The organism is Chryseobacterium culicis (genome assembly GCF_900108365.1).
Lineage (GTDB): Bacteria > Bacteroidota > Bacteroidia > Flavobacteriales > Weeksellaceae > Chryseobacterium > Chryseobacterium culicis.
Genome location: NZ_FNWQ01000001.1, coordinates 1328021 through 1340606 on the forward strand (window position 1 = coordinate 1328021; position 12586 = coordinate 1340606).

The window sequence follows — 12586 nt, forward strand, 5'->3', positions numbered from 1 at the left end:
ATTTTTTTTGATATTCAAAATTAATGCGGATATTTGATTATTAAAAACGATTAATTATAATCATTTAAATCACTTTTAATGATTAATTAAAATGAATATACACGATTTAAAAATATTTGAAGCCGTAGCAGAAAGCGGAAGTTTTACAAAAGCTGCCACAATGATGTTTACGGTTCAGTCTAATGTTACAGCAAGAATAAAAAGTCTTGAAGAAGAGTTTAATGCCAAACTGTTTTCCCGTACTTCCAGAAGAGTAGAGCTTACTTCCGAAGGGATGATCCTGATGCAGTATTCTAAACAGATTCAGTATTTGGTGGAGGAAGCCAGACATAACATCCAAAGCGGTGATCCTATCAGAGGATGCCTGAAAATAGGCTGTATAGAAACTACAATGGCACTCAAAGTTCCAGAGATCCTGCATATTTTTGATGAAAAATATCCCGGAATTGAGCTTGAATTTAAATCAGATACCAGAGATTCAATGCTATCTGATGTGGTGAATTATAATCTGGATGCAGCTTTTGTCTCGGCACCTGTGAATGTGAAAGGATTGGAGAAAATTTGTATCAAAGAAGAACAGCTTGTTATTCTTTCTTCCTCAAAAGGGCCGGGCCTGCAGACGCTTATTGCGAACGAACCATTAAAGATTGTAGTATTTGATGAAGGATGTATTTTCAGGGAAAGATTAGAATCCTGGTTAAGCCATAAAGGAATTCTGAATTACAAAAGTACAGTTCTGAACTCTATTGAAGGAATAATTAACTTTGTGGAAGCTGGTTTGGGAATCAGCATACTCCCTGAAGAAATTGTGTCTAAATACTACGCTGGAAGAGAAATTAAGACGTACGGACTGAATAAGCAGCTCGGTACCATGAACACAATTCTTGTTTTTAGAAAAGATGGGGCACAGTCAAGAGCTTTGCAATGCTTTATTGATATGCATACAGAAATGGTGTGATTTTCAATGAAAGATTCTGCAGGCATAAACGTGGGCTTCCTCAAAAGTAACATTCTTCACAGTACAAATTTCAGAATGATCCATGGAGGAAGCCTGTTTAATCTTCAAAGATTTATTTTTTAGAGGTTAAAGAAAAATTGTCTACATAAACAGCCTGATGTACACCGTTCAGTAAAACTTTCAGTGCTAAGTGCGTGTCCTTTTTGATGGAAATAGTGTAGGTTTTCTTTTCTCCTGTTATTTTTGAAGCTTTAGCAATGGAGCGGTAAGATTTAGCATCAGATGCATTGCCTGCTGAGAAAATTTCCAACACAGTATCCCCGCCGTTATCCGAAATATCAAGGCTGAGTGTATAAGTTCCTGCTTTTATTTCCGGGGTTACCAGATACATATTTTCTCCGGGGCTGGTCATAGAATAAAAAATGATTTTTTTATCACTTGCATACAGCATGGCTTTTCCTCCCTGAGCCGTCCAGCATTTGTTGATGTCTTTCCATGTATCAAAATTTTCAACCAGTGATGTTATAGGTTTACATTGTGCATTTGCAGTAAGAAATCCTCCTAAAGTTACTATTCCCGCTACTACGAATCTTTTCATGAGTTATTTATATTATCACGTAAAAATACTTAAAAAGAGATTGTTTTGCTGAATTCTGGGTTGATTTTAATCATGAAAACGAAGTAATGGTCTGTTTTTGTTCCGTAAAGTGTAAAAGCAGTGCATACACTTCATAAAGTTTGCGGACTAAAAACCGGAAGGCTTACTCATTAGTTGTGTAGACCCATTGGTACCGCCAAGATCTTTAGTATCATCGTTAATATTTTGTTTTGTGATCAGATATTTATAAGCCATTAAATAGAGATCAACTTTAAAACTATTGTAAGTGCCGTTCGGGCTGGTATAGCGCTCTAATCTGCTATTTGTAAAATTTGCCCTGATATGCCAGGTTCCGTTGCTTTTAAAAGTATTGATATTGGGAGATCCCTGTCTGTTATCATTAACGCCGTTGCTGCCATAGTCCAGAGCAACTTTCGTAGAGCCGTTACTAAGCTGAAACGAATAATTATGTACGACTACCAGAAATTTTGCGGTATCTATTTTAGTATCATAATCTGTAATTCCGGTGGAAGGAACTCCCGAAATGGTAAGCTTGATATAATTAAATAATCCGCTGGTTTCAAGCGCAGGATTATACAAATCCAGGGTGTTTTTAGAGGTAGCAAGAAAACGGCCTCCCGTTTTATCCGGTTCACCAGGGTTTCTTAAATATAAGGAATTGGTAAAGCTTGAGCCGTTTACATCAAGTGTTTCTGCTGGAGCTGAGGTATTGATTCCTATTTTTGTATTTTGAGCATTAATAAATATTCCTGAAAGAAATATAATGGTGCTGTACAGTACTCTTTTCATAGTTTATTATTGAAGTCCGGTGGGTGTATTAGTTGAAGTTCCTGTAAATGAACTGTTCACGCTTCCGGTGTAAGTTCCCCAGTCTTTAATGAGTGCTTTTTCAAAACACAAAGTGTAAGGGTCCAGGTTCCGTTCTGCGCAGATGTTGTGCCTGCCCCCTTAAAACCGAGGTTAACGGCATTGTACGTTTTTCCTCCACTTAACACATGGGTTATTTCCGTAGAATACGCTCCATAGGAAGGGATACCTGTTGCTGTATTTACCCCTGCTGTGGCATCTGTGAAAACCGCTCCGGTAATGGCTGCTATATATTTTTCTGTTTCCAGTCCTGTATTGAGATTGACAACATCTGTCTGGCTCACATTTTTGAGGATAATAGTATATGTATTAACAGGCGCTACATTTCGAAGGGAAATATCAAGAAGCTTGATCTTTCCTGCTGGTGTAGTATCTTTTGAGCGCGTAAGCAGATAATAGTTACCGGTTGCATCAGAATTTGCAGTATCAATAACATAAGATTCAACAAGTGTTCCTCCCTGAACATCCAGCATGCCCTGCGGATCTTTTGTGTTTATTCCCACTTGTGCATTAGCTCCAAAATAAGTACAGGCGGTACAGAGAAATAGGGTTATTTTTTTCATATTCTTTTTTTATTATTGTATTAAAGGAGCCGAAGCGGCGCCTGTTCCTGAGGTATTAACGGTTTGTGCAGAGGTGAATTCCTTGGCATAAGCTCTGTCAAACACCAATAAATTGAGGGTCCAAATGCCATCGGGTAAAGAATCATCAGTTGAGAACCCTACATAATCAGCTTTGAGTTTCCATGTGCCGTTGGTATTGTAGGCAAAAACTTCAGGTACAGGAGTAATTACCGTTGAGGTATAGGTAAATACCGGCTGTGTAAATCCGTATGAGGCAATTACAACCAGGAATTTATTTGAATTAATTTTAGTATCATATTCATCTACCCAATCTTTATCCGCACTATTACAGGTGATCTTATATTGGATCAGGTTAATAGGTGCAGGAGTATTGGGTACAAAAGATTCGTTATAAGATGTGATCTTGTTCTGGGGAGCCGGAGATTTAATTAAAAAAGAATAATTTTCATCTGCCCCAAGTTTTTCCAGAGGATCTTTGATGGTAATACCGGATGTTTTCATCGTCCCATTTACCGTGAGCTCTTTTTCAGGATTGGGTGTATTGATTCCTACGTTACCAGCGCTTTGTGCGCACACAGGAATGAAAGCACCGGCGAGCAGTACAGTCAAAATAATTTTATTCATTGCTATTGTGTTAAATGTATGATATAGTTTGCATGGTTATGACGGCCTGAAGGCTACACCTTAAAGTGGTTTTTCCATTTGGTAATGGTATTTCTGCTTAATTTATAATGATTAGAGAGCTGGGTGTTATTAAGTCTGTATTTCTTCTGATATTCCAGGATCTGTATAACCGTCTCATCATCATAGGAGCGGAGCCGCTGATTTTCTGATGAAATTTCTTCAGATCCGAATATTCTCTGATTAAGCTGAATAATATCCAGAATACCAAGCTCTTCTTTGGATAAGATAGAGTTGCATTCATCAATCTTTTCCGGAAACTTCATGGTAAGGATGTCCGTGTAGATTTTTTTATAGTAAGGCTGAGTTATTTTTTGTTTTTTTCTATCCATTTGTATAAAGTAGTTTTAGGAATATTATACTCACTTATAACCTGGCTTTTGGTTTTTTTTCCGGTCTCGATCATTTCAAGCATAAAATTGATAACCTCCTTGGTATAAATATTCTTTCGGAAATGAGGCATCTCAGAATCTGATTTATTTTTTTTGTTCCTGATATCAGGCGATGCAGGAGAATAAAAAATCAGATTTTGAGAATAAAACCGGAAGAAATCATATTCTAAAATTTTACTCCACTTCAGAAGAATTTCAGTATCCATACTTTTAGAAGCATACATCTCAGAAATGTCCTCTTCTGTACAGTTAAAAAATTTGCAGATTCTGGGCATGGGAGTTTCGCACTCCTTCACACGCTTATTGATCATGGAGCCAATGTGTATATTCTTGAACTTCATCTAGGCACGAATTTGAGGTAGGGGTGAAACAGAGTAACTGCAAGTCTCGAAATAGTGTTTTTTTATCATAAATTTTAATTTTTTTATCCTTTGTGTGTTGAGAAAAGTATAGCCATAAACCAACCTGATCGTTTGTTAAATTATCTAAAATTGGTACTTTTCTTTATTTTTTACTAAATATTCTAATATTTGATATAAATGTTATTTTTATGCAGTATTAAGGTAAATCTGATAATATTTATATTGTTATAATGATTTATATGTGATGATATGGAAATTGACTTGTGCTTTTAATCATTTTGAATGTTATCATATATTATTAAATTTGTAACTTGCTTTAGCAAAATTAAGAGATAAAAACAATCATAAATTGAAAGATTAAATTGAATTTTTAATTTCATTTAATTATATAAAGTTTTGATATTTACTATTTTGCATAAGTTATTTTTTGAAAAACATTAGGATGACAGCTGACAAAGAATTTCAGGATAAATCTGTAGAGGCGCTCAAGAGAAAACTTATTTCACAATATGTTTATCTTATGTCCGGCATATTGCTGGCATATTCTGTTGTATTTTACTTTATCATTAAAGATGTTTTTTTTGCAGCATGTACGCTGATCTATTCCGTTACTATGTTTTATACCTTTATGGTAATCCGCAAAAGTTATAATATTAAAGTGTTGGTACATCTCTATATGTCCTATGCTCCTTTATTCGCCGGATTTGTCATGCTGGATTTCTGGAAGTTTTCTGCGGCCACGGCTATGTGGCTTCTTCCTGTACCCCTTGGCGCACACATTTTTCTTGGGAAAAAGTACATCTATATTTACACTTTATACATTTTACTGATTATAATAGCTGTAAGCATTCTTAATAAGTTGTATGTATTTGATTACTTCGCTCTTAATGATGTTAAAGTGATTGTAGCTTCTGACACTTTTGTAGGTGTTTCCAATATAGCGGTATTCGGTCTTTTACTTTATTATAATGAAAAAATAAGAAAAGCTGAAATTGAAAGTAATATTTTGAATAAAATAGAGTTTTCCAAACAGCAGGAAAATCCTGATAGGTCTGAAGAAGCAGACTTTACTGAAAAAGAAAAAGCAGCTTACCCCAACCTTGAAAATACAGAAAAATATAACCTCCTTTTTAATGATATAAGAGATATTGTAGAAGATCAGGGCTATTATAAAGATGTAGGATTTACCATCTCTCAATTGTCTAACATTTTGAAATCCAATAATCTGTATATCTCTAAATCTATTAAATTAAACGGATTCTCAAACTTCAGCCACTATCTTAATACCTGCAGAATAGAAAACGTGAAGAAGCTGCTTGAGGAAAATGATATCAGCAAAGTGACCCTTATGTACATTTATACGGAATCAGGGTTTTCCAATCAATCCACATTTAACAGGGTGTTTAAACAGATTGAAGGCGTTACTCCTTCAGAATATCTCACCAATTTAAACTTGGAAGAATAGAAAAAGTTGACATTCTCATCATTGTAATTTGAGCGATTTGGGTTAAAATAATGAACCCCCAAAATTAACCGTCATAAAAAAGCCCGGCACCTTTGGTGCCGGGCTTCATTATTAATCTAAAAAATCTACTATTTCCAGAAACTCCAGTTCAATCCGTCGAACACAGCTATTGTTTTGCTAACTGTGTCATAGCAGATGGTTCCTGCCACCGGACTTTTCATATTGGCAGCAGGATCATTTACTTTAGGCAGAACCAAAGCTTTACTGGTAGATTCAAGAACAAGAACGCCCTGTGCAGGAGAACTTGCAGCTCCTATAATTACTCCGCTGCCTGTTTCTGCAGAAGTGTTAGGCATGGTACCTGTAAGACTTCCTGGATCAGATAAAGGTACCCACAAATCATTCTGGCGCATTTTTATGGTAAGATCAGTCTTATCCAGAAGAAATGTTCCGTTGGTAGCCGCTGCTCCCGTAGGAAGGACTTCTACTACAGGAAGAATAATTCCTGTTCTGGAAACAGGGAAATCCAGAATAGCATCTCCGTCTACAGAAGACTTACCCATGCCCACCTGCGATTTCAGCGAAGAAACGCCGGCAACAATAAGGGTTAATATGATTACTTTTTTCATTTTCGATTCATTAAAAATTATTATTGATTACAGCTTCTTGCTACACAGTTCCAGCTGGTTCCGTTGTAAAGCTTCATGCATTTGCTTACTGTATCATAAATAAGCATTCCTTCTACAGGGGTTGTAATAGATGAGCTTTGTGTACGCGTGATAACGAAACCTTTGCTTTTCGATTCCAGAGCAATGGCGCCGTTAGGAATATTTTCCGGCCATCCGCTTTGCTTAGACTGGGTTGTAATCCCAATTTTGGTAATCATGTCAGCGGGAGAAGTATTAGACGGGCGTGTACAGTATGTCAATTTTGAAAAAGTGAAAAATTTACCATTCGGGATCTGAATACCGGAAGTGGCACCAGCTGTAAGGCTGATATTCACTACATTGGCCGTTATCGCTGCATCATCCGCATACACAAGATAGTTCGCCTGGCTGTCAGAAGTCTTAATGTATAGATTCTGTGCCGTACCTGTCGACTGTACTTTCCATCTGCGCAGCATTAGATTTTGAGCATTATATGTGGTTGCAGCACCATTATTACCCGTGATAAAATAAAATTGATCATTAGTAATATTGGAATGACCTGCACCTGTATTGGCGCTTGTAAAATCATTATTCGTACTAATGGTAATAATATCTGCCACAGCATCCTGAGATTTTGCAATTCTCTGATGCAAAGCTTCTGCATCATCTCTTGCGATACCTATCACATTGGTTTGGTAGGTGCTTGCTGCCGTAGACCATACTGTGGTACCATTAGTACTGGTATAGTTCACCGGGGAAGCAAATGTTCCTAGCGTTACACCATATTTAAGAGCCATGTAAGATACTACCTTATTATAATCTGCAGCATTCAGGACGGAATTATACATAATGTTTTCAGGCATAATAATGTCTATACCATCATCAGATCCGCCATCAGCATCTACTCCTATTACCAAATTGGTTCCGTTTTTTGAAAGACTGGCGCCGCTGCCCTTGGATACACTGTTTACTTGGTAAGCGATGGTTCCTGTTCCCGTCGCTGAAAACGTAGTGACCGCAGGAATATTTACCGTATATGCGGATGTTCCGGCAGCACTTGGCCACGCTATAGGGGAGCTAGTATAAGTCCCAAACCAGCTGCTGGAGGTACTTACCGTATTTAGGCTTGCACTGTCATGGAAGCTGAACATGTTTCTAAATCCTGCAAAAGGAAGAGTGGGGTTTTTATGCAAGGCAATCATGGTATAATCATCCCCGATAGTGGCAAACGCATTCTGCATACCAAGCCCGGAGGTGGAAGTAGACTGTGCCACAGGATTGAAATTGATATTCATTGCTGAAGAGTTTCTGTACAATGGACCGGTCGTTTGTAATGCAATGGTATTGGGAGATGCAGCCCCTCCAATGAAATTTCCACCAATTGGCGATCTGTTTGGCCAGGTGCTTATCGCTACGTTATCCGTAGTATTTCCGTTAGGATGATCATCTGCTTTTATCCAGACACGCAGATTGTTTAAAATTCCTCCCGGAGCCTGAGCAAAAGATGCGAATGTAAAAAACTGTCCGTTGGCAAGAGAAACATCAGCATAATTATATACAACTCCGTTAATAGTCTGCGTGTTGGCAGACATATCAGTCACAGTATTTCCAGAAGCAAAAGTAGGATCCGAATTGTTCTGAATCAATTTTAAATTATTCAGTCCCTGAGGCCACATTACCCTTACTGTTCCTACAGAGCCCGTATTTTGAACCTTCCAGACAGAAGCGAAAAGGTAATTAGCTCCCGGAATGTTGTTTACAAGGGTTGCAGGCGCTTTTGCCAGACCATTATCACCAACAACAAGTGATTGCAGGTTGGTTAATGTTCCCGAATTGGAAGCGTTAGTATTAGCCATTCCTGTAAGTCCGATCAAAAGCTGCTGTCCGGGATTAATACTCATCGACTGCTTTTGATACAAGGCTGAATTGTCATCTCTGGCAATACCTGTTATATTGTTGCTATATGCACTGTTCATTGCGGAATTCCAATAGGTTGTTCCGTCAGAAGCAATATAATCACCAAATTTTGTAATTCCGTATTTCAGAGAAAGGTAACTTTCTATCTGGGGACGTTCTAAGGTCTTTGTGGTGTTGTAAATAACAATTTCAGCGATATCTGCATTCACGAAATTATTAAGTCCCTGGCCTCCTACCCAAACAGGCTGTGTACCTGAAGTAGCAACAGCATTACCATTGGAAAAAGCTGAAGACTTAAATTGGCCGTTCACATAGACATTCATTAAACTTGAAGTCCCGTCTGTTGACTGTAATCTGATTTCATTGATTGCAGGAGTTGCAGAACCTACACTACGGTTCGTAATAAGCATGCCTCCATTGGAATTTGCTCCCACATTCCATGTTCCTCCAAAACCATTAGAATGGTTGTATAAGGAATTTGCAGTACTTCCTACTTTTCTGTAGACCACATATTGTGATGACTGATAAGGAGATGGCGAACTGACTGTTACATTTTGTGGAACACTGGGTGCTGCCAAACGGTCATCTACCCCATCAAATCTTATTGATGGATTAAAGTTAATCTGGCTTGTATTATAAGCAGGCAAAGTACTCGTTGCTGCGGACTGTTGGATAAGATCATAAGTTCCCGGAGAAGCACTGTTATTCCATTGGCTAACCGTTCCTGATGAAGTTGTAATTCCTGCATCAGCTTTATACCAGAGCTGAGGAGCAATTCCTCCCGGGCTTTGGGCATTTGTAAAAATGAATACATTGGCTGTTAGCAATATACCCATTAAGATATTGTTTTTTGTCACCTTAGTATGTTTAAAATTAAAATATTGTATTGATTCTTTTATACCCGTGAAGAGGGTGGAGGGCGGGTTTTATATCGGAACCAGTAAAAGTCTTTAAAGAAAATAAAGCTATTGCTGACAATTTTGTTCTGTGTGAGATTAAGATATCCGGGGCTGAATCTTAGTTTTTTACTTTCAATTGAAAAATTCAGATGGTCATATATTACGACCGAAGCATACACCGCTTCTCCTTTCTGATGTGACGAAAAGAAGTCATCCGGATGGGACGCAGCCAATTCTGCAGATTCCGCTTTAGGATATGCTCTGACTTTTTCTGCACGGTGTTTCGCTGCAGTTCTGTTGGTATTGAAGATAGATTTTCTTCGTTTTCCGTATTTTGATACGTTCTTCTTTTTCGGTGACTGATCTCCGGAATTCTTCAGATCTGCCTGATGTATTTCGCCTGCATCAGTAGTATACAATATCGTATTTTCCCCAATAGTAATGCTGGTGTCCTTTACATCAAAGAGAATCTGAGCCTTGATTTTCGAGGGGATAAAAAATAAAAACAACAGCAGTGAAGCCCTCTCGTATAAAGGGAAGAAAAGCTTCAATTGCTGTTGTGGGGATTTCATTGTGTGTGTTTTTATGTTGATAAGAAACAAACGTGTTGTTTCAGTACTTTTTCTGGTTCAGAAAAAATTCTGAATCATCTATAATGAGGGAGCTGAGGTCTAATGAAAATTAAAGCACAGGTAACCGGATCAATTGCAGGTATGCCTTTTTACCGTGGAATGATTGTATAAAAAATATTTTACAATAGAATAAATAGGATGGATTTTTTTTCACGTTGTATAAGGGTGGTTAATGGATTTTTTTCCAATGTTTTTTATATAAGGGTGAGTTTTATGGAAAAATTAGAAGCAGCCGCCGCTGTAATTTTGCGTGCCTTTCTTTTGGTAAAATTAGAGGTAAAATTGATAGTTTAGGCTGGTTTTATCAATAACATTAAATGATTTTGTTAATTTCATTAATGTTATTTATCTTATTGAAGTATAGTATTTTATGTAAGTTAAAAAGACAATTTTTTGAAAATAGCTTAAAGTAGAGTATAGGCCGTTTTTAAAAAAAGATAAAATCAGTCATTTTTTTATCTCGGAGGAGCTGAAAAGCAAGGTATTTATTCAAAATAAAAAAACTTTCTGAATTCTTAAAGGAAATAAACAGAAACATTTTCTATAGAAAGTGGAGGGTAAATTTTACGCATAATTTTATTAATTGTGGAAAATATTACTTTTTCTGACAGGTCGTTAATCAACCGGAAATAAAGATCCTCAATTTGCCTACAAAGGTCTGCGATTAGCCTACAAAACCCGAAGATAAGCTCTATACCTTTGCTTTGTAAATAAAACATATACAATTATGACACAGCAAAATAGAGTCTGGTTCATTACCGGAGCATCAAGAGGATTCGGTCGTATCTGGACCGAGGCAGCACTGGAAAGGGGAGATCAGGTGGTGGCAACAGCCAGAAAACTGGAAAGTATTGCTGATTTTAAAGAAAAATACGGTGATCAGGTGCTGACTTTAGAACTGGATGTTACCAATGCCGGTCAGGTAAAAGAAGCCGTAAATAAGGCACATCAGCATTTCGGAAAGCTGGATATTGTACTGAATAATGCAGGATATTCGCTGGTAGGAACCATAGAGGAGGCTTCTGCCGATGAAATCCGTGCTTTGTATGAAACCAATATTCTGGGGCCTGTAAGCGTAATTCAGGCTGCGCTGCCGATCCTAAGAGAGCAGGGGTTCGGGCATATTTTAGGGACATCCAGTAATCTGGGGCATTTTACACTGCCTGTCATTGGCTACTACAGCTCTTCTAAATGGGCCTTTGAAGCCATCCATGAAAGTCTGGCCGAAGAAATAAAGCAGTTCGGGATTAAGGTAACCATTATAGAACCGGGTGCTTATGCTACAGAATTCGGAAGCCAGGACTCGTTGAAGTTTGCTCAGAGCTTAGACGTATATCAGGATTTTAAATCAGAGTTTATGAAAACCATTCAGTCTTTTGAGCGGGGAAATCCGAATGCTACACCGCAGGCGCTCTTTAAGGTTGTAGATGCTGAAAATCCACCGCTGCGTTTTCATCTGGGAAGCCATAACCTTCCGCAGGTAAAATCTGTATATGCAGACAGAATAAGTCTTTGGGAGGCTTGGGATGATATTTCCAGTGCGGCACAGGGCTCATAACCACTGTAAAAACCGGCTATCAGGATATAACCGGTTTTTCGTATCTTTAAAGTACTATTTATGAAAAAGACAGACCAGACTCCTTTAAAATTTGAATCATTGTCTGTAGCAAGCCAGTTTTTTGGACTGCCGAAGCCTAAGCATCCCCTCATTAGCTTAATGAACGGGCCTCATAATCTTGTGCTGACTGATAAATTGTCCCAAAAGCATGTTTTGAGCTTCTACAAGATTTCCTATAAACCCAAATTAGAAGGAAGAATAGAATACGGGCAGGGTTACTATGATTTTAATGAAGGCGGATTGCTGTTTGCTGCTCCCGGCCAGGTGATCGGCGGTAACGGAAACAGTGAAACGGTCTGTTCCCAATACTCGCTGCTCATTCATCCCGATTTCTTTTTGGGATATCCTATCGCAAGGAAGATCAAACAGTACGGCTTTTTCTCTTATTCTACCAAAGAAACGCTGCACCTTTCTGAAGAAGAAAAAAATACGGTTCTTTCGATCTTTAATTTTATGGAATCTGAGCTTAACAGCCGTATTGACGATTTCAGTCATGATGTAATGATTTCCCAGATAGAATTGCTTCTCAACTACGCCAATCGTTTTTACAAACGTCAGTTTATTACCCGTAAAGCAACCAGCAGCAGCCTTTTACAAAAATTTGAAGAGTTGCTGGATGCCTATTTTAAAGACGAAATGTCGCTGAGCAAAGGAATACCCACGGTGGGTTATTTTGCAGAACATCTTCATCTTTCTCCAAGCTATCTGAGTGATATGCTGCGGTCATTAACGGGGCAGAGTACTCAGCAGCATATTCATGACAAGCTGATCAGCGAGGCCAAGGAAATGCTTTCCACCACCAGTTTATCGGTGAGCGAAGTAGCCTACGCACTGGGATTCGAACATTCCCAGTCCTTCAGTAATTTATTTAAAACAAAAACCAAGCTTTCCCCCTTAGAATTCAGGAAGTCTTTTAATTAACGGTATAGTTTTCATTTGGTTGAT

Annotated in this window: 13 protein-coding genes; 4 read left to right on the forward strand and 9 right to left on the reverse strand. The window is 38.0% G+C overall.

Annotation, left to right across the window (positions count from 1 at the left end; translation table 11 throughout):
• Positions 1-91: 91 nt before the first annotated feature.
• Entirely contained in the window at positions 92-958 is an 867-nt protein-coding gene (locus BLW74_RS05830) for a LysR family transcriptional regulator (protein WP_089690476.1), read from the forward strand.
• Between the two features lie 112 nt (positions 959-1070).
• Here BLW74_RS05830 and BLW74_RS05835 read toward each other — a convergent pair whose 3' ends face one another.
• From BLW74_RS05835 to BLW74_RS05860, 6 genes are all read right to left on the reverse strand, one after another.
• Complete coding sequence (locus BLW74_RS05835) at positions 1071-1556, reverse strand: hypothetical protein (RefSeq protein WP_089690477.1); 486 nt, start codon at positions 1554-1556, stop codon at positions 1071-1073.
• A gap of 147 nt (positions 1557-1703) precedes the next feature.
• The gene (locus BLW74_RS05840) at positions 1704-2366 is read right to left on the reverse strand and encodes a hypothetical protein (protein WP_089690478.1); all 663 of its coding nucleotides are present in this window, start codon (positions 2364-2366) and stop codon (positions 1704-1706) included.
• Between the two features lie 56 nt (positions 2367-2422).
• On the reverse strand, positions 2423-3007 hold the full coding sequence (locus BLW74_RS05845) for a hypothetical protein (RefSeq protein WP_228424786.1): 585 nt from the start codon (positions 3005-3007) through the stop codon (positions 2423-2425).
• Between the two features lie 12 nt (positions 3008-3019).
• Positions 3020-3652, reverse strand: a complete 633-nt coding sequence (locus BLW74_RS05850; protein ID WP_089690479.1) for a hypothetical protein — start codon at positions 3650-3652, stop codon at positions 3020-3022.
• Positions 3653-3705: 53 nt separating this feature from the next.
• Positions 3706-4041 carry a transposase gene (locus BLW74_RS05855; protein ID WP_089690480.1) on the reverse strand — a complete coding sequence of 112 codons (336 nt, stop codon included), beginning with the start codon at positions 4039-4041 and terminating at the stop codon, positions 3706-3708.
• Entirely contained in the window at positions 4017-4442 is a 426-nt protein-coding gene (locus BLW74_RS05860) for a helix-turn-helix domain-containing protein (protein ID WP_089690481.1), read from the reverse strand. The genes BLW74_RS05855 and BLW74_RS05860 overlap by 25 nt, the downstream gene beginning before the upstream one ends.
• 463 nt (positions 4443-4905) lie before the next feature.
• Here BLW74_RS05860 and BLW74_RS05865 point away from each other — a divergent pair, with 463 nt between their 5' ends.
• Positions 4906-5928, forward strand: coding sequence for a helix-turn-helix domain-containing protein (locus tag BLW74_RS05865; RefSeq protein WP_089690482.1), 1023 nt, complete (start codon positions 4906-4908; stop codon positions 5926-5928).
• 128 nt (positions 5929-6056) lie between these two features.
• Here BLW74_RS05865 and BLW74_RS05870 read toward each other — a convergent pair whose 3' ends face one another.
• From BLW74_RS05870 to BLW74_RS05880, 3 genes are read right to left on the reverse strand one after another with little or no spacing between them, the layout of a single operon-like run.
• Positions 6057-6557 carry a hypothetical protein gene (locus tag BLW74_RS05870; RefSeq protein ID WP_228424788.1) on the reverse strand — a complete coding sequence of 167 codons (501 nt, stop codon included), beginning with the start codon at positions 6555-6557 and terminating at the stop codon, positions 6057-6059.
• Positions 6558-6577: 20 nt separating this feature from the next.
• Positions 6578-9328 (reverse strand): DUF8202 domain-containing protein, encoded by a 2751-nt coding sequence (locus BLW74_RS05875; RefSeq protein ID WP_089690484.1) that lies wholly within the window; start codon positions 9326-9328, stop codon positions 6578-6580.
• Positions 9329-9387: 59 nt separating this feature from the next.
• Positions 9388-9963 (reverse strand): hypothetical protein, encoded by a 576-nt coding sequence (locus BLW74_RS05880; RefSeq protein WP_089690485.1) that lies wholly within the window; start codon positions 9961-9963, stop codon positions 9388-9390.
• Between the two features lie 787 nt (positions 9964-10750).
• On the opposite strand from BLW74_RS05880, the gene BLW74_RS05885 reads away from it, so the two are divergent.
• Both BLW74_RS05885 and BLW74_RS05890 read left to right on the forward strand, forming a co-directional pair.
• The gene (locus tag BLW74_RS05885) at positions 10751-11581 is read left to right on the forward strand and encodes an SDR family NAD(P)-dependent oxidoreductase (RefSeq protein ID WP_089690486.1); all 831 of its coding nucleotides are present in this window, start codon (positions 10751-10753) and stop codon (positions 11579-11581) included.
• Positions 11582-11641: 60 nt separating this feature from the next.
• The gene (locus BLW74_RS05890) at positions 11642-12562 is read left to right on the forward strand and encodes a helix-turn-helix domain-containing protein (protein WP_089690487.1); all 921 of its coding nucleotides are present in this window, start codon (positions 11642-11644) and stop codon (positions 12560-12562) included.
• The last annotated feature ends 24 nt before the right edge of the window (positions 12563-12586 follow it).